The organism is Streptomyces sp. NPDC001544, from assembly GCF_042894285.1.
Classification (GTDB): Bacteria; Actinomycetota; Actinomycetes; order Streptomycetales; family Streptomycetaceae; genus Streptomyces.
This window is the reverse complement of record NZ_JBIAVN010000001.1, coordinates 673,863-693,684: the sequence shown is the minus strand read 5'-3', so window position 1 is coordinate 693,684 and position 19,822 is coordinate 673,863. Positions and strand designations below refer to the sequence as shown.

Genomic DNA, 19,822 nt, shown 5'->3' with positions numbered 1-19,822 from the left:
GGAGTCAGCAGTTGCGGACAGTGCGGACGTACGTCCAGTCGCCCACGACGTCATAGCTGTGTGCCGCAGGCGTGGTGTAGAGGAGAGTGCCGTTGGGTCTGTACATGCGCGCACGGGTGCCGCTGGTCTGGCTGTTGTCCCACGAGCCCGGACCGGTCCACGGGATGGTGTAGACGCCGCAGGAGTACATGTCGACGCTGCGACGAGCTGCCGGAACCTCGCCCCTGGGGGCACACTCACACGTCGCGGCGCCTCACGACGAGAACGGCGAGTGCAACCGTGATCAGCGGCCAGAGTGTGTACACGAGCCAGGAGCCGGGGACCGTGGCGGTGTAGGCCAGGGATCCGGGGTCCGGCTCCCAGGGTTCGACCAGGCGATTCCAGGCGGCCGACACCAGTGTGTGTTTGATGTCCGCCGACCAGCGGTTGGTCTCCGAGAACATGGGGGGCAGCATCAGCAGGGTGAAGACGCTGGTGACCATGGTCCCGGCGGCATGCCGAAGCAGAACGCCGAGGCCCAGACCGACCAGGGCGGAGACCGGAGCCAGCAGTGCGGAGGCCACCAGTGCCCGGAACACCCCGGGGTGGGTCATCGGAACGCCGGCGTGATGCCTGTCCAGGATGGCCTGGGAGATCAGGAAGGAACCGGTGGAGGCGGCCGTGCCGACCACGGTCCACAGTGCGGCGGTGACGGTCGCCTTGGCCAGCACGACCGAGCCGCGGGCCGGGACGGCCACGGTGGTGGTGCGGATCAGCCCGCTGCTGTACTCGCTCACGACGGTGAGGGCGCCCATGCTGCTGGCGACGAGCGTCAGCGTCCAGTAGCCGGCCGCCGGGTATGCGTCGAAGGGCAGGAACTCAGCGGGGCCGGAGCCCGCGGCCTTGTCCGCCAGCGTGGCCACGACGGCGGACCCGAGGACGAACAGGAGGGTGAGGCCGATCGTCCACGGGGTGGAGCGCAGGGACCGCGTCTTGATCCACTCGGAGGCGAGCAGGTCGCGGAAGCGGGCGGGCGGCGCGGCGGCGGGGGTGGTCCGGGGGACGGAGGCGATGGTGGTCATCAGGGCTGTCCTGCCAGGTATTCGGTGCTGTCGGCGGTGAGTTCCATGAAGGCGGCCTCCAGTGAGGCGGTACGGGTGGTCAGCTGGTCCAGCCGGATGCGGTTCTCGAAGGCGAGCGCGCCGATCCGAGCCGCCGAGAGCCCGGTCACGGAGAGCTTCTCGGTACCCGCCGAGCCTTCCGGCTCGACCGAGGCGCCCGCCTTGGTGAGCACCGCTGCCAGCTCGGTGGCCTGCGGTGTCCCCACCACAACGCTGCTACGGGTGCTGCGGGCCGCGAAGTCCCGTACCGACTCGGCGGCTATGAGGCGGCCCCGGCCGATGACGACCAGTTGGTCGGCGGTGTTCTCCATCTCCGACATCAGGTGGCTGGAGAGGAAGACCGTGCGTCCCTCGGCGGCCAGGCGCCGGAAGAGCCGGCGTACCCAGAGCACGCCCTCCGGGTCCATGCCGTTGACCGGCTCGTCGAACATGAGCACGGGCGGGTCACCGAGCAAGGCGGTGGCGATGCCGAGGCGCTGCTTCATGCCGAGGGAGAATCCGCCGATGCGGTGGTTCGCCACCTCGGCCAGCCCCACTTCCTGAAGCACCTCTTCCACCCTGCGCCGTGGGATGCCGTTGCTGCGGGCCAGAGCGGACAGGTGGGCGGCGGCACTGCGTCCGCCGTGGATCTGTCCGGCGTCGAGGAGGGCGCCGACGTGTCGCAGTCCGCGCGGGTGGCGGCGGAAAGGAACGCCGCTGACGGTGGCGCCGCCGGTGGTGGGCGCCTCCAGGCCGAGGATCATCCGCAGGGTGGTGGACTTGCCGGCGCCGTTGGGGCCGAGGAATCCGGTGACCTGGCCCGGCAACACGGTGAAGGACAGATGGTCGACGGCCGTCTTTCCGCCGTAGCGCTTGGTGAGTTCGCTGACTTCGATCACGGCACCCACACTGCCGGGAGGAGCCCCGTCCGGGCATGGGGCCGTGGGCGGCAATCGTGCGGCCGGATTGAACCGTGGGCGTACGTCCCCGGGCTGATGCCGCGCTGTTGGTGGTCGGGTTAGTGTCGCGGCGTGAACCCCATGACGACCATTCCGTTGCCTACGCGCGTCGCGCACCTCGGCTTTGTTCCCGGGAGGGGGCACCGCCGATGACGGGAACCAAGGCCGTGGCCTGGGCGGGGGGTGCCTCCTACCTCCTCGTGGTGGGTCTGCTGGTGGGGGCCGCACCGCGGGCGTCGGGCACGGTCCACGGTGTCGGGGCGCTGCTGGCCGTGAGCCTGCTCGTCGGTGTGGTGCGCCGGATGCCGCTGCTGACTCTGGCAATCACACTCTTCGGATCCACGGCTGTGGTGGTGGGCCCTCCGAGTTCCGCCCATGAGAGCCGGGCGGCGTCATATCAGGGCCAGTTCCTGTCGTATCTGGCGGTGGACCTCGTGCTGGGCTTCATCGTCGCCACTTGCACACGGCGCGCTTCGACTGTTGCTGTGGCCGTGTCTTTCACGGTGCAACTCGTGGTGATCGGCAGCTTCGCGCACGGGGACGGTCTGGCCGTCAACGGGGCTGTCGCCCTTCCGGCGTTGGCCGCATCCTGCATGGCCGGTCTGCTGAGCCGCGAGCGCCGAGAGCACGCGGTGGCGCTGCGGGCGCAGGAGGTGGCCGAGGCAGTGACTGCCGAACGGCTGCTGATCGCAATGGAGTTGCACGACATGGTCGCTCACAGCATCGGCATCATCGCGATCCAGGCCGGTATGGGCAGCCGGGTCATCCACACCCAGCCGGCCGAGGCGCGCGATGCCCTCCGCGCCATCGAGGCCACCAGCAGAGAGACCCTGTCGGGCCTTCGGCGCACGCTGGTGTCGCTCCGTCAGGCCGACCGGGGCACGACCGCCTCGGAGCAGTCACCGCTCGCACCCACGCCGGGGCTGGCGGACATCGAACGGTTGGCGGCAGCGACCGCGGGCGCAGGGGTACGCGTCGACGTGCGCTGCACCGGGGAGCAGCGTCCCGTGCCGGCCGACATCGACCTGGCCGCCTACCGCATCGTGCAGGAGGCGCTGACCAACGTGGTCCGACACGCGGGCACCGAGCGTTGCCGGGTGATCATCGACTACAGAGGCGAGGAGCTGTCCGTGGAGGTCGTCGACAACGGGCGCGGCGCCACCGAGGACGGCTCGGCCCACGGCTTCGGCCTCATCGGGATGCGGGAACGAGTCGGCCTGCTGGACGGTCACCTCAGCGCCGGGCCGCGCGCTGGGGGCGGCTTCCGGGTGGCGGCCCGGCTGCCGCTGCCCGCGTCCGTCGAAGTTCCGGTGGAGGCCCGATGACCGTCCGTGTGGTGCTCGCCGACGACCAGCCGTTGGTTCGGTCCGGTCTACGCGTGATCATGGCCGATTGCCCCGATCTGGAGGTCGTCGGTGAAGCCGCCACTGGCGCTGAGGCCGTCCAACTGGTCAGGGATGTCAGCCCCGACGTCGTGGTCATGGACATCCGGATGCCCGGCATGGACGGGATCGAGGCCACCCGCCTGATCACCGCCGGTTCGGCAAGCACACGCGTCCTCGTCCTGACCACCTTCGACGAGGACGACCATGTCTACGGCGCGCTCCGGGCCGGCGCGAGCGGCTTCGTGGTGAAAGACATGGCGCTGGACGACATCCTCGCGGCGATCCGCGTGGTCGCCTCTGGTGACGCGCTGATCGCGCCGGGTGTGACGCGCCGTCTGATCGCGGACTTCATCAGGCGGCCCGCAGCTGTCCCGGAGCGCTCCCCCGGGCCGGTCGAGGGCATCACCGAGCGGGAACGGGAAGTACTGACCTTGGTGGGACGCGGCAGGTCGAACACCGAGATCGCCGAGGACCTCTTCATCACGGTGGCCACCGCCAAGTCACACGTTTCACGGCTGCTCACCAAACTGGGCGCCCGGGACCGGGTCCAGCTCGTCATCACCGCCTATGAGACGGGGCTCGTCACCCTGCCTCGCTGATGGCGTCCCCGCCCCCATGGTGAAGCCGGAAGTACCCCCGTCGCTCATGTCTCGTGCACGAGCCGCCGAAGGACCCCTACCACGCCATTCCACTGCGGCAGTACACAGGACTGACCGGTCACGGGCTGGCTCAGTCCTCTCCGTCGTCGTCATCGTCGAGGTTGACGGCATCCGGGTCGCGCAACGGCCGCAGGACACCCGCGGCCGGGGCCGAGGCCGTGAAGCTGTGACCGGTTCACTCAACACCCGCCACAGGGTTGTCAGGGACATGCGCGCGCCCTACAGTCCCACCTGAGTATGGGAGCGCTCCCATATGGGGAGGTGGGAGCGCTCCACCCCCCACTCCGGACATACCGCCGAAAGAGGCCCGTATGCGACCGTTACCGCACCTCCCGCGTACCGTGCGCGGCACGTTGGGCGCGCTCCTCACCGCGCTCGCCACCGTCGCGGCGCTCTTCGCCGCGACCCCGTCCGCCCAGGCCGACACCACGGTCTGCGATCAGTTCGGCTCGACCGTCGTCCAGGGGCGATACGTCGTCCAGAACAACCGCTGGAACACCAGCCAGACCCAGTGCGTCACCGCCACCGGCTCCGGTTTCCGGGTCAGCCGGGCCGATGGTTCCGTGCCGACGAACGGCGCGCCGAAGTCCTACCCGTCCCTCTTCTTCGGCTGCCATTACACCAACTGCTCGCCGGGAACCAACCTCCCCGCACAGCTCTCCGGTATCTCCAGCGCGCCGAGCAGCATCTCGTACGGCTACGTCGGCGATGCCGTGTACGACGCGGCGTACGACATCTGGCTGGACCCGACACCGCGCACCGACGGCGTGAACCGGACCGAGATCATGATCTGGCTCAACAAGGTGGGCCCGATCCAGCCCGTCGGCTCCCAGGTCGGCTCGGCCACCGTGGGCGGACGCTCCTGGCAGCTGTGGTCGGGCAACAACGGCACCAACGACGTGCTGTCCTTCGTCGCCCCGTCGGCGATGAGCGGGTGGAGCTTCGACGTGATGGACTTCGTCCGGCAGGCCGTGGCCCGCGGGCTGGCCCAGAACAGCTGGTACCTGACCAGCGTTCAGGCCGGTTTCGAGCCGTGGCAGAACGGCACCGGCCTCGCCGTGAACTCGTTCTCGTCGACCGTCAACACGGGTGGTGGCCCCGGCCCCGGTGGCCCGGGCGGTTCCACGAGCTGCCAGGTGTCGTACGCCACGAACGTGTGGGAGGGGGGCTTCACCGCGAACGTCACCGTCGGCAACACCGGTTCGGCACCCGTCGACGGCTGGCACCTCGCCTTCACCCTGCCCTCGGGCCAGCGCATCACCAGCGCCTGGAACGCCTCCGTCTCCCCGTCCTCGGGATCCGTCACGGCGAGCGGCCTGTCGCACAACGCCGACATCCCCCCGGCCGGCAGCCAGACGTTCGGCTTCCAGGGCACCTACAGCGGCACCTTCGCCACGCCGAGCGGGTTCAGCCTGAACGGGGCCGCCTGCACCAGGGCGTGACCTGACCGTAGAACGCGACGCCGTCGGAGTGGGGCAGCGTCCGGCCCGGCTCCACTCCCGACGGGTGGCGGCAGACGAGTCGGGCTGTACGCCGGGTTCTGTTCCGGGGGGTCCTCGCGGGCCCTCCGGCGACGGCCATCCATCTAGGGCCGGTGTTGCCACCGGTCTCGTGCGGTCTACCCGCGGACTCGGGCGGGCAGCCCTCGAACGTCCGCGCAGAGCGCCTTTTACAGCGCCCCTCTTGACCTTGCTCCGGGTGGGGTTTACCTAGCTGCCCAGGTCACCCTGGGCACTGGTGGTCTCTTACACCACCGTTTCACCCTTACCGAGGACCGAGGTCCCCGGCGGTTTGTTTTCTGTGGCACTGTCCCGCGGGTCACCCCGGGTGGCCGTTAGCCACCACCCTGCCCTGTGGAGCCCGGACGTTCCTCGGGAAGCCCCTGGGGGCTCCACGCGGCCGTCCGCCCGGCTCGTCTGCCGTGTGGACCATGGTACCGGGCGGGGCGGGTGGTTCTGTTCCTGAGGGTCAGAGGAAGTCCGTGGTGTCCGGTTGGTTCTTCGGACACGCGCCCCCACTGGTCAGTTTCAGCCCCTTGTTCCCCGAGAAGTCCATGTCGACCCGGGACCGCTTGATCACTTGCCTTACCACCCGGCTGATGTACTTCTCATGGTCCCCGTCCGGGGGCGGCGTCACGACGATCCCCCCCTCGATCAGTTCGGCTCGGAAGCCCTCCGGGGTGTCGAGGGACAGGAAGATGTCCAGCAGGCCCTCGGCCGGCGTGGTGGGCTCATGGGCCACGGCAGCCATGTCACGCCCCTCCTTCGGCCGGTCGCCAGACTGGTTCATCTCAAGATCACCTGTCCATGAGATCGGGAACCGTTCCCTCGATCGTGGCACAGGAACGCGACCGCGTCAGGCCGACTCCACCCACCCGTCCGCCCTGCTGGGCTGCGGTGCCGCCCCGGTCACCGGGGCCTTGCGCGGGCGCGTGCCGGCCGCCGTGGCAAGGACCGATCCCGCCAGGATCAGCGCGAAGGCCACCCCGATGGTGGGGGTCAGCGGCTCGCCGAGGAAGACCGAGCCGGCCGCCACCGCCACCGCCGGGTTGACGTACGTGATCACCGAGGACCGGACCGGGCCGACCTCCTTGATCAGCTCCAGGAAGGCGACGAAGGCGACCGCCGTGCAGATGGCGCCGAGGCCGGCGAGGGCGGTGAGGACCTGGCCGGAGGGGACGGTGGAGGGCCAGGTGGCCGCGGCGGCGGGGGCGTAGAGGAGGGCGGTGAGGGCCAGGCAGGGGGTGATGAGGTGGAGGGTGGGGACGTCCTTCATGCGGCGTGCGGCTATCAGGGGTGCTGTCGCGTAGCCGAGGACCGTGACCAGGACCTCGGCCAGGGAGCGGGCGTCGCCGCCGGTCAGGTGCGGGACGGTGAGCACGGCGACCCCGGCGAGGCCGACGCCGAGGCCGGCGAGCCGTCGCGCGCTCAGCCGTTCGGTGTCGCCGAAGAGCCGGGCCGCGATCACTCCGGCGATGGGGACGCCCGCGATCAGCAGGCCGGCCGTGGAGCTGGAGAGGTGCCGTTCGGCGTCGGTGAGGGTGAGCCAGGGACCGACGATCTCCAGGCACGCGAAGGCCAGCATGGGCCGCCAGTGGTCCCGTACGTTGCGGATCAGGCCCTTCTGCCGCAGGGCGAAGGGGAGCAGGAGGGCGGCGCCGAGCGCGCACCGTGTGAACACCACCATGGTCGGGGACACCGCGTCCACCGCCACTTTGATCATCAGGTAGGGGATACCCCAGATCACTCCCATGAGGGAGAACAGGAACCAGCCGCGTGCAGTCATGCCGTCAGTCTCCGGCCGGTCAACGCCCGCCGTCTTGAACGCTGTTGCGGTACGCCGCCGGGGTCACGCCCAACACCCGGCGGAACCAGCGGGTGAGGTGGGCCTGGTCGGCGAAGCCGACGAGCGCGGCGACCTCGGCGGGGCGCAGGCCCGTCTCCAGCAGGCGGCGGGCCCGGGCGACCCGGTACTGGGCCAGCCAGGCGTACGGCGGTACGCCCATCGTCGTGCGGAAGGCGCGCAGGAGCTGGTACCGGGACATGCCCAGTCCGGCCGCGAGGTCGGCCAGGGACGGCGGGGCGAGGAGTTCGTCGGCGAGGCGGTCGCGTACGACCTGGGCGATGCGGCCGGCGCCGGGCACGGTGTCGTTCGCCGCGCGGGCCGTGGAGTGGCGGCGGGCCAGTGCGGCGAGCAGCCAGGGGAGGCGGGACTCGGTCTCCAACGGGTCCGGGCAGGAGCTGAGTTCGCTGTGCGTGAGGTGCAGGGCCGTGGCCAGTTCGGGGTCGTCCAGTACCGCCTCACGGAAGTGCGGCAGGCCGCCGAGGGTGCCTTCGGCGAGGAGGGAGGTGTCGGCGTACACGGCCCGGTAGGAGTAGCCGCCGGAGGCCTCGGCGGGGCCGCCGGTGTGTATCTCGCCGGGGGCGAGGACGACGATGGAGCCCGGGCCCGAACGGATCAGGCCACCCCGGTAGTCGATGGCCTCGCAGCCACCGGTGGTGACGCCGATGGTGTACTCGTCGTGTGCGTGCGGGGCGTAGACGTGCGTGTCGAAGCAGGCCGTCAGGAGGTCGAGCGCCGGACCGCAGCGGCCGAGTCGTGCCCTGGTCCACGTCGCCTGCTCGCGTTCCCCCACCGTGACCCCCTTGTCGTCTGAAGGTGCAACGCCTGGAGGCCGCGTTTCCATACCGCTGTCAGGTCCCCGACCTGCCGCCGCCGTGAGGTGACCGAGGTCCGGCTGCACGCCGACGACGCCGACGCCCTCGTGCGCGCGCTCACCCGGGCGGGCCGCAGGGTGAGGCGGGCGTAGGGCGGAGCGGCGCGGGGCACCCCTTACGCTGGCCCGGAGCTCGAGTAAAGGAGTACCCCGTGCTTGTCCTGCTGCCGCCCTCCGAAGGCAAGGCCGCCTCCGGGCGTGGCGCCCCGTTGAAGCTGGAGTCCCTGTCCCTGCCCGGACTGAACGCCGCGCGTGCGGCCGTGCTCGGGGAGCTGGTCGAGCTGTGCTCCGGTGACGAGGACAAGGCGCGCGAGGTGCTCGGGCTGAGCGAGGGGCTGCGCGGCGAGGTGGCCAAGAACGCGGGTCTGCGGGCCGCCGGGGCGCGGCCGGCGGGTGAGATCTACACCGGGGTGCTGTACGACGCCCTGGACCTGGCCTCCCTGGACGCCGCCGCCAAGCGGCGGGCCGCCCGTTCGCTGCTGGTGTTCTCCGGGCTGTGGGGCGCGGTCCGGGTGACGGACCGGATCCCTTCCTACCGTTGCTCGATGGGCGTGAAGCTGCCGGGGCTCGGTGCGCTCGGCGCGTACTGGCGGACGCCGATGGCGGAGGTGCTGCCCGAGGTGGCCGGCCGCGGGCTGGTGCTGGACCTGCGGTCCGCCGCCTACGCCGCCGCCTGGAAGCCGAAGGGGGAGGTCGCCGGGCGGACCGCGACCGTGCGGGTGCTGCATGCGCCGACCCGGAAGGTGGTCAGCCACTTCAACAAGGCGACGAAGGGCCGGATCGTGCGCGGCCTGCTGTCGGCCGGGGCGGCGCCCTCGGGCCCCGCCGAACTGGTGACGGCGCTGCGGGACCTGGGGTACGTGGTCGAAGCGGAGGCTCCTGCCGGGGCGGGACGGCCGTGGACGCTGGACGTGCTGGTGACGGAGGTCCACTGACCTGGGGACCGCGGCAGCCGTCAGCAGCTTCGGTTGCAGTATGCGCAACGCCCTTTGCGCATACTGCACACCGCGGGCACGATGAGCGCATGACCTCGGCCCTGCGCTCCTCCCCGGCTGCCTCCCCGCTGGACATCTCGCCCGTCGTGCCCGTGGTGGTCGTGTCCGACGCCGCCGACGCCGTACCGCTGGCGCGGGCGCTGGTGGCCGGTGGGCTGGCCGCGATCGAGGTGACCCTGCGGACGCCCGCGGCGCTCGAGGCGATCCGGGCGATCTCCGACGCGGTGCCGGACGCCGTGGTCGGGGCGGGCACGGTGCTGACGCCGGGGCAGGTGACGGAGTGCGTGGCCGCCGGGGCCCGGTTCCTGGTCAGCCCCGGCTGGACGGACACGCTGCTGGGGGCGATGCGGGCGTCCGGGGTGCCGTTCCTGCCGGGGGTGTCGACGGCGTCCGAGGTGGTGGCACTGCTCGAGCGCGGGGTGCGGGAGATGAAGTTCTTCCCGGCGCAGGCGGCGGGCGGCACGGCGTATCTGCGGTCGCTGGCCGGTCCGTTGCCGCAGGCGCGGTTCTGCCCCACGGGCGGCATCGGGCCGGACAACGCCCGGGAGTATCTGTCCCTGCCCAACGTCGGCTGCGTCGGCGGCACCTGGATGGTCCCGGCGGACGCCGTCGCGGCCCGTGACTGGGCGCGGGTCGAAGAGCTGGCGCGGGGCGCCGCCGGGCTCAGGGACGCAAGTGGGACGTGTCGTTGAACAGCCGTACGCTCGCGTTGCCGTCCGCGTAGTACGCCACCGCCGACAGCGACGCCGCCGACAGTTCCATGCGGAACAGGGACTCCGGCGGGGCACCGAGGGCGAGGCGTACGAACGTCTTGATCGGGGTGACGTGCGTGACCAGCAGGACCGTGCGGCCGGCGTGGGCCGCGACCAGCTTGTCGCGGGCGGCGGCGATCCGGGCGGCGGTGGCCGCGAAGCTCTCGCCGCCACCGGTCGGTTCGGCGTCCGGATCGGCGAGCCAGGCGTTCAGGTCGTCCGGGTAGCGCTCCCGCACCTCGCCGAAGGTGAGGCCCTCCCAGGCGCCGAAGTCGGTCTCGCGCAGCCCGTCGTCGACCGTCACCTCGAGCCCGAGCCGGGCGGCGACGATCCCCGCGGTCTCGCGGGTGCGGGCGAGCGGGGAGGCGACGATCGCCTGGATCGTGCCACGCCGCGCGAGGGCGGTCGCGACCCGCTCGGCCTGCTCGCGCCCGGCCGCGGAGAGGGAGGGATCGGTGCCGCCGCTGCCGGAGAACCGCTTCTGCGGGGTCAACGGCGTCTCCCCGTGCCGCAACAGCACGAAGGTCGCGGGCGCACCGAGATCAGCGGGCGCCGACCAGCCGGTGGCGGGCGTGGCGCCGGTTGCCGGGGCTGTGCCGCCGGAAGCGGCGGGGGCGGGTCCGCCGGAAGCGTCAGGAGCGGTCCCGCCGGAAGCGTCAGGAGCAGTAGTCGCGCCGGAAGCGTCAGGGGCGGTGCCCGCGGCGGTCCCGCCCGGGCCGGCCGCCGGAACACCGGCCCCTTCGGCCCGAACCGGCCCGACCGGGTCCGGGCGGGGCTCCTCGAGGCCTGGGGTGCGGTCGCCGGAGGCGAGGGTGCGGGCGGCGTCCACGTCGGCGTCGGCGGGTGCCGCGTCCGGTGCCGGCGGGGCCGCGTCCCGGCCCGCCGCCAGTGCCGCGCGGGCGCGTGCCGCCCCCGCCGCCGCGTCCCCGGGCGGCCCTTCCGGGAGCCGGGGGCCGGTGTCCAGCGCCGCGCGGGACGTGGACGGGGACCACTGCTCGCCCCGGGCGCCCGCGTCCATCGCCTCGTTGGCCAGGCGGTCGGCGTGCTTGTTGCGTTCGCGGGGGATCCACTCGTAGGTGACCCGGCCGGGCGGGAAGACCCGGGCCGCCTGAGCCGCCAGGGGCTTCATGTCGGGGTGCTTGATCTTCCAGCGCCCCGACATCTGCTCGACGACGAGCTTGGAGTCCATGCGGACGTTGACCCGGGCGGTGGGGTCGAGGGCGTGGGCGGCGCGCAGGCCCGCCAGGAGGCCCCGGTACTCGGCCACGTTGTTGGTGGCGGTGCCGAGGTACTCCGCCGCCTCGGCCAGGGTCTCCCCCGTCGAGGCGTCACTGACCACGGCCCCGTAACCGGCCGGGCCGGGGTTGCCCCGCGACCCGCCGTCGGCCTCGACTGTGAACTCCCGCACCGGACAGGCTCCTACAGGCCGGACTCGGCGGTGCGCACCAGGATGCGGCGGCAGTTCTCGCAGCGCACCACCGTGTCGGGCGCGGCCGAGCGGATCTCGCTGAGCTCGGTGATCGCGAGCTCCTGCCGGCAGCCCTGGCAGGTGCGCTGGTACAGCTTGGCCGCACCGATCCCGCCCTGCTGCTCGCGGAGCTTGTCGTACAGCTTGAGCAGGTCCGCGGGGACCGAGGCCGCGACGACCCCGCGCTCCTTGGTCACCGAGGCCACCTCGGCGTCGATCTCCTGAGCGGCGGCGTCCCGGCGCGCGGTCGCGTCGTCGGCCTTGGCCTGGACGGAGGCCACCCGCTCGGTCAGCTCGCCGACCCGCTCCTGCGCGGCCTCACGGCGCTCCATGACCTCCAGGACGACGTCCTCCAGGTCGCTCTGTCGCTTGCCCAGCGAGACGATCTCCCGCTGGAGGTTCTCCAGGTCCTTGGGGCTGGTCACCGCCCCGGAGTCCAGGCGCTGCTGGTCGCGGGCGGCACGCTGGCGCACCTGGTCCACGTCCTGCTCGGCCTTGGTCTGCTCGCGGGCGGTGTCGCTCTCCTCGGTCTGCGCGGCCACGAGAAGGTCGCGGAGCTGGGTCAGGTCCTTGGTCAGCGACTCGATCTCGGCGTGCTCGGGCAGCGTCCGGCGCTTGTGCGCGAGCTGCTGGAGGCGGACGTCGAGGGCCTGGACGTCGAGGAGACGGATCTGGTCGGCGGGCGCGGCGTTCAGTTGGGGGCTCCCATGGTGCTAGAGGTCGTGACGGACGCCGCGTGGGCGGTCCAGGGGTCGGTGACCGTCTTGGAGACGTGGACGCGCAGGTCCCAGTCGTGACGGTCGGAGATTTCGTCGAGCTGGGCGGCGGCCAGCTCGCACCAGGGCCATTCGGTGGCCCAGTGTGCCGCGTCGAGCAGCGCGAGCGGAGCGGGGGCGAGGGCCGCCGTGAACTCCGAGGCCGGGTGGTGGCGCAGGTCCGCGGTGAGGAAGGCGTCCACGCCGGCCGCCCGGACGTGGTCGAAGAGGCTGTCGCCGGAGCCGCCGCTCACCGCGACCGTGCGCACGGTCGCCTCGGGGTCGCCGGCCACCCGGATGCCCTGCGCGGTGGCGGGCAGCCGTTCGGCGGCGCGGGCCGCGAACTCACGGACGGTGACGGGGTGGTCGAGTGCGCAGATCCGGCCGAGGCCCCGGCGGCCCTCCGGGTCGGCCGGGTCCGGTACGAGGGGCCGTACGACCCGCAGGTCCAGCGCCCCGGCGAGTGCGTCGCTGACGCCCGGGTCGGCCGTGTCGGCGTTGGTGTGGGCGACGTGCAGCGCGATGTCGTTCTTGATCAGGGTGTGCACGACCCGGCCCTTGAAGGTGGAGGCCGCGACCGTGGTCGTACCGCGCAGATAGAGCGGGTGGTGGGTGACCAGCAGGTCGGCGCCCAGCTTCACCGCCTCGTCGACGACCTCCTGGACCGGGTCGACGGCGAACAGGACCCGGGTGACCTCCTGGTCGGGGTCGCCCACCACGGTGCCGACCGCGTCCCAGGACTCGGCCCGCTCGGCGGGCCACAGGTTCTCCAGCGCGGCGATGACTTCAGACAGACGGGGCACGGAGAAAAGGCTACCTGGCTGTTCGGTACGGGTGTACCGCCTTCCGCCCCGGCGGTCCCGGACAGCACATCGGTCGCCGCCCGCTCAGCGGAACCGGCGCGCCGTACCCCGTACGTGTGAAGCGAGCGCCTGCCGGTCCCCCGTCTGCGCGTACGAAAACTAGCTTCGTCACCGGAGGTGACCGAACGATGACTGCCTGTGCGATCGAACCTTCGGCGACCGGGGCGCGGGACGCGTCGTCCCGGACGGACTGCGCCATCACCGTGGACGGTGTCTACGCCGCCCGGCTCGCGGTCGCCGGTGACTGCTGGTTCCCGGAGCGCTGGACACTGGACGGGGCCGAGCCGTACGCGGTGCCGCTGCCCGGCAACCAGCCGGAGGAGCCCGGCACGGAGGTGCAGCCGATGGGTGACGGGCGGGTGCTCGTCCACCGGCTGGTGGAGCGGCGGCACGCCTTCTCGCTGCTGTACCCGACCGGGCCCGGCACCGGTGAGCTGCCGCTCGGCGCGGTGGAGTGCCCCGAGCAGGGCACCCGGGTGCGGCTGCTGTCCCCGGCGCCGGGCGGCGAGCGGGCGTACGCCCTGGCGGTGGGCCGGTACACGACGGCGGTGTGGCTGGTGGCGGGCGGCGCCCACGGGCCCGAGCAGCTCGCCGAGGTCCCCGGGCGCTGCTCGGGCGGTGTCTGGCTGGACCGCACCGGGCGCCTGCTGGCCGTGGACCGGGAGATCGGGGGGGCGGACCAAGGCGGTGGTGGTGGACCTGGAGCGGGGCGGCGAGGTGTCGCCGCTGCTGCAGATCACCGCCGAGAGCGACGACCGGCTGCTGCTCGCCGACCCCGACAGCGGGCTGCTGCTGATCTCCTCGGACGCACCGTCCCCCGGGCAGGAACGGTTGGCCTGGGGCGTCCTGGGCAGCACGCTGCCGGTGCGCTTCCCGGAGTGCCTGCGGGTGCCCGACTGCGCCGTGACGCCGTTCTCGATCCAGCCGGGGCAGGTGCTGACGCCGGAGCAGTGCGCGGTGGCGCTGCGGATGGACGGGCCGCTGGGCAGCTGGGTCGGCGTGTGGCGGCCCGCGGAACGGCGGGTGCACCATCTGCGGGCGCCGGAGGGCTGGCTGACGGGGACCGGGCTGTGGACGGCTCAGGGGGTGCTGCGGCTGCCGTACGTCACCCGGGACGTGCCGTGCGGGGTGGCGGGGTTCGCGGCACCGCCGAGAACCGCCGTCGCCCCGGCCCTGCAGCCGGCGGAACCGGAGCCCGAGAAACCGGTTGTCGCCCGTCCGGTGCCGTTGCAGCAAGCGCCGTTGGGACGTGTTGTAACGAACTAGTGCCGGTTGGCGTGCCCGCCTGGATTCGACCCGAGGTGTGCCGGTTAGACTCGCCCGGCTGTACGAAAGATCATGTTGACGGGGTGAATTCTTCCGATGAGCGACGCCAGCACGTCCCAGCCGCTGCAAGAGGACATTCAGGAGTCCAAGGGTCACGGCAAGCACCGAGGCCCGGTCTCCGTCCAAGACGGCGAGACGGCGCCACGCGGTCGGCACCGCAAGCCGGAGCCGGCGGAGAGCGCGGCCGCCTGACGGTCCGCAGGAAGGGCCCGTCCCCGACCGGGGGGCGGGCCCTTCCGCATGTTCGTCTCGGCCTGTTGATCTCGGCCTGTTCATCTCGGTGTGTTCATCTCGGTGTGTTCATCTCCGCCTGTTCATCGCCCTCAGCGCCGCTTGAGTGCCAGCACCTCCGCCGCCGCGAACGTCTCCCCCTCCGGACGCCGCGCGTAGTGCGGGGAGAGGAGCGCGTCGAGCTCGTCGTAGGTGAAGGTGTCCTGCTTGCTGTCGAACCGGGCCTGCACCCGTGGCCGTTCGACCACCGCCACCATGCCGCCGTGCACCACGAGCAGCTGTCCGTTGACCCGGGCGGCGGCGGGTGAGGCCAGATAGCCGACGAGCGGGGCGACGTGCTCGGGGGCGAGCGGATCGAGGCCCTCGGCGGGCGCGGCCTGCCCGGCGAAGACGTCCTCGGTCATCCGGGTCCGGGCGCGCGGACAGATGACGTTGGCCGTCACGCCGTACTTGGCGAGCGCGAGCGCGGTCGACGTGGTCAGGCCCACGATGCCGCCCTTCGCCGCCGCGTAGTTGGGCTGCCCCGCCGAACCGGCCAGGTAGGCCTCCGAGGAGGTGTTCACGATCCGCCCGTACACCGGCCCCCCGGCCGCCTTGGACCGCTGCCGCCAGTGCGCGGACGCGAAGCGGGTGGTGTTGAAGTGGCCCTTGAGGTGGACACGGATCACGGCGTCCCACTCCTCCTCCGTCATGGAGAAGACCATGCGGTCACGCAGGATGCCCGCGTTGTTGACCAGGATGTCCAGCTTGCCGAACTCCGCGACGGCCAGGTCGACCAGGGCTCGGGCCTGCTCGAAGTCGGCGACGTCCCCGGTGTGCGCCACGGCCCGGCCGCCCGCCGCGCGTATCTCGGTGGCGACCTCCTCGGCGGGGCCGGTGGACGACTCGCCCGAACCGTCGCGGCCGGGCCGTCCGTAGTCGTTGACGACGACGGACGCGCCGAGCCGGGCGAGTTCGAGCGCCTCGGCCCGGCCGAGACCGCGCCCGGCACCGGTGACGACGGCGGACAGCCCCTCCAGTGGCAGCGACATGCGCACTCCCGTCAGGTCTCGCGATGGTCGGCAGGTCTCTCAGATCTGGATGCACGTACGCAGGGCGGTCCCGGTACGCATCTGGTCCAGCGCCTCGTTGATGTCGGTGAGCGGCACCCGGTGGGTGATCAGGCCCGCCAGGTCGATGCGGCCCGCCCGCCACAGGGCGATCGTGCGCTCGTAGGAGCGCAGCACGTCGCCGCCGCCGTACATCGACGGCAGGATCCGCTTCTCGTCGAAGAACAGCTCGAACATGTTGAGCTGCAGGAAGTCGTCCATGGCGCCCGCGCCGACGATGACGAGGGTGCCGCCGCGCCGGGTGTTCTCGTAGGCGGTCCGGGCGGTGGCCGACTTTCCGACGACCTCGAAGACGTAGTCGAAGCCCTCGCCACCGGTGACCTGCTGCTTCGCGTCGGCCAGTTCGTCCGGGGACACCGCCTTCGTGGCGCCGAACCGCAGGGCCGACTCACGGCGGGAGGCGACCGGGTCGACGGCGACGATCTCGGCGGCGCCCTTCAGCCGGGCCCCCTGGACGGCGGAGATGCCGACACCCCCGCAGCCGATGACGGCGACCGACGAACCGGCCTCGACGTCGGCGGTGTTGAGCGCGGCGCCCAGTCCCGTGGTCACCCCGCAGCCGATGAGGGCGGCGATGTCGAAGGGCACGTCGTCCGGGATCGGGACGGCGCAGCCGGCGTCGACGACGACCTCCTCGGCGAAGGTGCCGGTGCCCGCGAAGCCGAAGACGTCCCCGCCGGGGCGTTTGAAGTTGGGGGTGCCCGCGTTCATGAACCCGGCCAGACACAGCTCGGTCTGCCCGCGCTTGCAGGCGGGACACGAACCGCAGGCGGGCAGCCAGCAGAGCACCACCCGGTCCCCGGGCTTCAGACCGCGTACGCCCTCCCCCACCTCGAGGATCTCCCCCGCCCCCTCGTGGCCGGGCACGAAGGGCGCCGGCTGGGGCAGCACCCCGCTCATCGCGGACAGGTCCGAGTGGCACAGCCCGGTGGCGTGCACCCGGACCCGCACCCTGCCCGGGCCGAAGCCCACCGCCTCGACGTCGTCGAAGACCTCCAGCTTGTCCTGGCCGATCTCGTGCAGTACGGCTGCGCGCATGGTGCGGCTCCCCTCGTGAAAGCTCGGTGGGCTGTCGGCGGGCTGTCGGTGGGCTCAGGAGTGTTCGACGACCGTGTCGGCCAGGACGGGCGCGTCGTCCCTCTCGACGGCGCTCACGGCGACCCGCACCGAACCCTCCAGCCGCCACATCCGGATCCGCAGGGTCTCCCCCGGGTACACGACTCCGGCGAAGCGGGTGCTGTAGGCGCGGACCCGGGTCACGTCACCGCCGAGCAGTGTGTCGACGACGGCCTTGAGCGTGATCCCGTAGGTGCACAGCCCGTGCAGGATGGGCCGGTCGAACCCGGCGCGCTTGGCGAACTCCGGGTCGGCGTGCAGCGGGTTGAGGTCGCCGGAGAGCCGGTAGAGCAGGGCCTGGTCCTCGCGGACCGGCCGCTCGACGGTCCGGTCCGGCTCACCGCCCGGCGGGGCGAGTCCGGCGGAGGGCCCGCGGTCGCCGCCCCAGCCGCCCTCGCCGCGTACGAAGATCTGGGCGTCGCTGGTCCACAGCGGGCCCTCGTCGTCCGCGACCTCGGTGCGCATGACGAGCACGGCCGCCTTGCCCTTGTCGTACACGGCGGCGATGCGACCGGTGGCGGTCGCGGTGCCCCTGGCCGGGAGGGGCCGGTGCACGGTCAGCGACTGGCCGCCGTGCAGGACGCGGGCGAGGTCGACGTCGATGCCGGGCATGGACAGGCTGTTGATCACGCCCGGTGAGCCGGCGCCCGCGACGGTGGCGAAGCTCGGCAGGACGTGCAGCCGGGATTCGAGGGTGTAGCGCAGCTCGTCGGGGTCGGTGGCCGGGCCGTTCCGGTCGGGGTTCGCGCCGGCGCCGATGCCGAGGTGGTAGAGCTGGACGTCCTTGGTGTCCCAGGCGATCCGGCCGGTTCGGGGCGTGGCCCCGAGGGCCTTGGCTGCGTCGATGGGCATACGGCTCCTGACACTGGCGGCTTGGCACGGACGGCTTGGGGACCGGCGGCTCGACACGGACGGCTTCCGGACTGGCGGATCGACACTGACGGCTTCGGGTCTGGCGGCTTCGGGTCTGACGGCTTCGGGTCTGACGGCTTCGGGTCTGACGGCTTCCGGACTGGCGGCTTCCGGACTGGCGGCTTCAAGACCCCGGCACGGCCGTCCGCACCGTCGGCCGCACCGAGGTCGTCACGGGCCGATCTAGAACGCGTTCCAGTCCGGCGCCCTCTGTATAGCCCAGGGCTCCGTAGTTGTGAAGGCTACTGACGGTGCGTCAGTTCGCAACACCGGACATGACATTTGTAATGCCCGAGTCCGTACATGAGCCTCTGCCGGGCGGGCAGCCCACGCCCGTAGCGTCATAGGCATGACACAGACATCACCCGCGGTCTCCTTCCGGGGAGCGGTCAAGGCCTACGGCGAGCTCCGTGCCGTCGACGGCGTCGACCTGGAGATCACGCACGGCGAGACGGTCGCGCTCCTGGGCCGCAACGGCGCCGGGAAGTCCACGACCATCGCCCTGCTGCTCGGCCTGCTGGAGGCGGACGCGGGCCGGGTCGAGCTGTTCGGCGCCGCCCCGGAGCGGGCCGTGCGCGCGGGCCGGGTGGGCGCCATGCTGCAGGAGGCGCGCGCGGTGCCCCGGGTCACCGTCGGTGAACTGGTCTCCTTCGTGGCCTCCCGCTATCCGGACCCGCTGCCGGTGACCCGAGCCCTGGAACTCGCCGGGATCGCGGAGCTCGCGGGGCGGCGGGTGGACCGGCTGTCCGGCGGACAGACGCAGCGCGTGCGGTTCGCGGTCGCGCTCGCCGGGGACCCCTCGCTGCTGGTCCTGGACGAGCCGACGGCGGCTCTGGACGTGGAGGCGCGACGCGCCTTCTGGCAGTCGATGCGTGCGTACGCCCGGCAGGGCCACACCGTGCTGTTCTCCACGCACTACCTGGAGGAGGCCGACGCCCATGCCGACCGGATCCTCGTGATCGACCGCGGCCGGATCGTCGCGGACGGCACCGGCGAGACGCTGCGCCGGGCGGCGGGCGGCAACCTGGTCTCGTTCGACCTGGCCGGACGCGGCACGGACGACCTCGCCCTGCTGCCCGGTGTGCGGTCGGTGGAGGTGCGCGGGGACCGGGCGCGGCTGCGCTCCGACGACTCCGACGCGACGGTGATCGCACTCGCCGAACTGGGCGCGATACGCGGTCTGGAGGTCGCCCCGGCCTCGCTGGAGGACGCCTTCCTGGCACTGACCTCCGGTTCTTCCGACGCTGCCACTGAGATGGAGACGGTGTGATGTGGGACTATCTGCGCCTCGAGGTGCGCCGGACGCTGCGCGACACGGGTTTTGTGATCGGCGGCATCGCCATGCCGGTGATGATGTACCTCCTGTTCACCAACATCGGTGAGAACGACGGGACGTGGAGAACGGCGTCCATGATCGGCATGGCCGCCTACGGCGCCGTCGGCTCGGCGCTGAACACCGGCGGCGCGGTCGCGGAGGACCGGGCGGTCGGCTGGCTGCGGCAGCTGCGGGTGACGCCGATGACCCCGCGCGAGGTGGTGACCGGCCGGGCGCTGACCGGCGCGGTGACCGTACTGCCCGCGATCGTCGCGGTGCTCACGGCGGGCGGCCTGGTGAACGGCGTACGGCTGTCGGCCGTGCAGTGGGCGGCGACCGCGCTGCTGCTGTGGCTCGGCTCGGTCCCCTTCACCCTGCTCGGCCTCGGCAACGGCTACCGGCTCACCGGTCCGGCCACGGGCGTGGCCAACATGATGTGCAATCTGGGCCTGGCCGTGGTCGGCGGCCTGTGGTTCCCGGTGAGCCTGTTCCCGCACTGGCTGCGCTCCCTGTCGGCGTACACACCCACCAACCGCTTCGCCGAGCTCGGTACCTCGGTGGCCGGGGGACACGCCCCGGCGCCTGCTGCGATCCTCGTACTGACCAGTTGGCTGTTGGCTTTCGGCTCGTACGCCGTGCTGTCGTACCGCCGGGGCGCGGGGAACATCTGATCGGGGGACAT

The 19,822-nt window shown here is 72.2% G+C and carries 18 protein-coding genes, 1 other RNA gene and 2 pseudogenes; 9 read left to right on the top strand and 12 right to left on the bottom strand.

The window, feature by feature from the left end:
• Positions 1 to 236: 236 nt before the first annotated feature.
• Complete coding sequence (locus ACFY0F_RS03100; RefSeq protein WP_388787990.1) at positions 237 to 1,061, bottom strand: ABC transporter permease; 825 nt, start codon at positions 1,059 to 1,061, stop codon at positions 237 to 239.
• Complete coding sequence (locus tag ACFY0F_RS03095) at positions 1,061 to 1,978, bottom strand: ATP-binding cassette domain-containing protein (RefSeq protein ID WP_388787988.1); 918 nt, start codon at positions 1,976 to 1,978, stop codon at positions 1,061 to 1,063. The genes ACFY0F_RS03100 and ACFY0F_RS03095 overlap by 1 nt, the downstream gene beginning before the upstream one ends.
• 263 nt (positions 1,979 to 2,241) lie before the next feature.
• Here ACFY0F_RS03095 and ACFY0F_RS03090 point away from each other — a divergent pair, with 263 nt between their 5' ends.
• The 3 genes from ACFY0F_RS03090 to ACFY0F_RS03080 all read left to right on the top strand — a co-directional run bounded on the left by ACFY0F_RS03090 (position 2,242) and on the right by ACFY0F_RS03080 (position 5,524).
• Positions 2,242 to 3,363, top strand: coding sequence for a sensor histidine kinase (locus ACFY0F_RS03090; RefSeq protein WP_388787985.1), 1,122 nt, complete (start codon positions 2,242 to 2,244; stop codon positions 3,361 to 3,363).
• A complete protein-coding gene (locus tag ACFY0F_RS03085; protein ID WP_388787982.1) occupies positions 3,360 to 4,022 on the top strand; it encodes a response regulator in 663 nt (220 codons plus the stop codon). The genes ACFY0F_RS03090 and ACFY0F_RS03085 overlap by 4 nt, the downstream gene beginning before the upstream one ends.
• A gap of 371 nt (positions 4,023 to 4,393) precedes the next feature.
• Entirely contained in the window at positions 4,394 to 5,524 is a 1,131-nt protein-coding gene (locus ACFY0F_RS03080; protein ID WP_388787979.1) for a cellulose binding domain-containing protein, read from the top strand.
• Between the two features lie 71 nt (positions 5,525 to 5,595).
• Here the strand turns inward: ACFY0F_RS03080 and rnpB are convergent.
• The 4 genes and pseudogenes from rnpB to ACFY0F_RS03060 form a co-directional block, all read right to left on the bottom strand.
• Positions 5,596 to 5,997: RNase P RNA component class A (gene rnpB / locus ACFY0F_RS03075), an RNA gene on the bottom strand.
• Between the two features lie 65 nt (positions 5,998 to 6,062).
• Positions 6,063 to 6,332 (bottom strand): annotated as a pseudogene (locus tag ACFY0F_RS03070) (Uma2 family endonuclease); the annotation flags it as partial.
• Between the two features lie 105 nt (positions 6,333 to 6,437).
• Complete coding sequence (locus ACFY0F_RS03065; protein WP_388787976.1) at positions 6,438 to 7,367, bottom strand: DMT family transporter; 930 nt, start codon at positions 7,365 to 7,367, stop codon at positions 6,438 to 6,440.
• A 19-nt stretch (positions 7,368 to 7,386) separates the two neighbouring features.
• The gene (locus ACFY0F_RS03060) at positions 7,387 to 8,268 is read right to left on the bottom strand and encodes a helix-turn-helix domain-containing protein (RefSeq protein WP_388787973.1); all 882 of its coding nucleotides are present in this window, start codon (positions 8,266 to 8,268) and stop codon (positions 7,387 to 7,389) included.
• 182 nt (positions 8,269 to 8,450) lie between these two features.
• Here ACFY0F_RS03060 and yaaA point away from each other — a divergent pair, with 182 nt between their 5' ends.
• Together yaaA and eda are read left to right on the top strand one after the other, a co-directional pair.
• Positions 8,451 to 9,233, top strand: coding sequence for a peroxide stress protein YaaA (gene yaaA, locus ACFY0F_RS03055; RefSeq protein ID WP_388787971.1), 783 nt, complete (start codon positions 8,451 to 8,453; stop codon positions 9,231 to 9,233).
• An 89-nt stretch (positions 9,234 to 9,322) separates the two neighbouring features.
• Positions 9,323 to 9,985, top strand: a complete 663-nt coding sequence (gene eda, locus ACFY0F_RS03050) for a bifunctional 4-hydroxy-2-oxoglutarate aldolase/2-dehydro-3-deoxy-phosphogluconate aldolase (RefSeq protein ID WP_388787968.1) — start codon at positions 9,323 to 9,325, stop codon at positions 9,983 to 9,985.
• Here eda and ACFY0F_RS03045 read toward each other — a convergent pair.
• Genes ACFY0F_RS03045 through ACFY0F_RS03035 form a run of 3 tightly spaced genes read right to left on the bottom strand, consistent with a single transcriptional unit; the run spans position 9,957 to position 13,071 of the window.
• Positions 9,957 to 11,453 carry a bifunctional RNase H/acid phosphatase gene (locus ACFY0F_RS03045; protein WP_388787966.1) on the bottom strand — a complete coding sequence of 499 codons (1,497 nt, stop codon included), beginning with the start codon at positions 11,451 to 11,453 and terminating at the stop codon, positions 9,957 to 9,959. The genes eda and ACFY0F_RS03045 overlap by 29 nt on opposite strands.
• Positions 11,454 to 11,464: 11 nt before the next feature.
• A complete protein-coding gene (locus ACFY0F_RS03040) occupies positions 11,465 to 12,208 on the bottom strand; it encodes a zinc ribbon domain-containing protein (RefSeq protein ID WP_388789168.1) in 744 nt (247 codons plus the stop codon).
• Positions 12,205 to 13,071 carry a Nif3-like dinuclear metal center hexameric protein gene (locus ACFY0F_RS03035; RefSeq protein ID WP_388787963.1) on the bottom strand — a complete coding sequence of 289 codons (867 nt, stop codon included), beginning with the start codon at positions 13,069 to 13,071 and terminating at the stop codon, positions 12,205 to 12,207. The genes ACFY0F_RS03040 and ACFY0F_RS03035 overlap by 4 nt, the downstream gene beginning before the upstream one ends.
• A gap of 188 nt (positions 13,072 to 13,259) precedes the next feature.
• Here ACFY0F_RS03035 and ACFY0F_RS03030 point away from each other — a divergent pair.
• Positions 13,260 to 14,397, top strand: a pseudogene (locus tag ACFY0F_RS03030) (hypothetical protein).
• A 96-nt stretch (positions 14,398 to 14,493) separates the two neighbouring features.
• Positions 14,494 to 14,649, top strand: a complete 156-nt coding sequence (locus ACFY0F_RS03025) for a hypothetical protein (protein ID WP_388787960.1) — start codon at positions 14,494 to 14,496, stop codon at positions 14,647 to 14,649.
• Between the two features lie 131 nt (positions 14,650 to 14,780).
• Here ACFY0F_RS03025 and ACFY0F_RS03020 read toward each other — a convergent pair whose 3' ends face one another.
• From ACFY0F_RS03020 to ACFY0F_RS03010, 3 genes are read right to left on the bottom strand one after another with little or no spacing between them, the layout of a single operon-like run.
• Positions 14,781 to 15,719, bottom strand: coding sequence for a 3-oxoacyl-ACP reductase (locus ACFY0F_RS03020; protein WP_388787958.1), 939 nt, complete (start codon positions 15,717 to 15,719; stop codon positions 14,781 to 14,783).
• 39 nt (positions 15,720 to 15,758) lie between these two features.
• Positions 15,759 to 16,835, bottom strand: a complete 1,077-nt coding sequence (locus ACFY0F_RS03015) for a Zn-dependent alcohol dehydrogenase (protein ID WP_388787955.1) — start codon at positions 16,833 to 16,835, stop codon at positions 15,759 to 15,761.
• A 54-nt stretch (positions 16,836 to 16,889) separates the two neighbouring features.
• Positions 16,890 to 17,765, bottom strand: coding sequence for a MaoC/PaaZ C-terminal domain-containing protein (locus ACFY0F_RS03010; RefSeq protein ID WP_388787952.1), 876 nt, complete (start codon positions 17,763 to 17,765; stop codon positions 16,890 to 16,892).
• Between the two features lie 409 nt (positions 17,766 to 18,174).
• Between ACFY0F_RS03010 and ACFY0F_RS03005 the strand changes: the two genes are divergently transcribed.
• Both ACFY0F_RS03005 and ACFY0F_RS03000 read left to right on the top strand, forming a co-directional pair.
• Positions 18,175 to 19,095: an ABC transporter ATP-binding protein gene (locus ACFY0F_RS03005; RefSeq protein WP_388787950.1), complete on the top strand. Its 921-nt coding sequence runs from the start codon at positions 18,175 to 18,177 to the stop codon at positions 19,093 to 19,095.
• Positions 19,095 to 19,811, top strand: a complete 717-nt coding sequence (locus ACFY0F_RS03000; protein WP_388789165.1) for an ABC transporter permease — start codon at positions 19,095 to 19,097, stop codon at positions 19,809 to 19,811. Before ACFY0F_RS03005 ends, ACFY0F_RS03000 begins: the two co-directional genes overlap by 1 nt.
• Positions 19,812 to 19,822 lie beyond the last annotated feature (11 nt).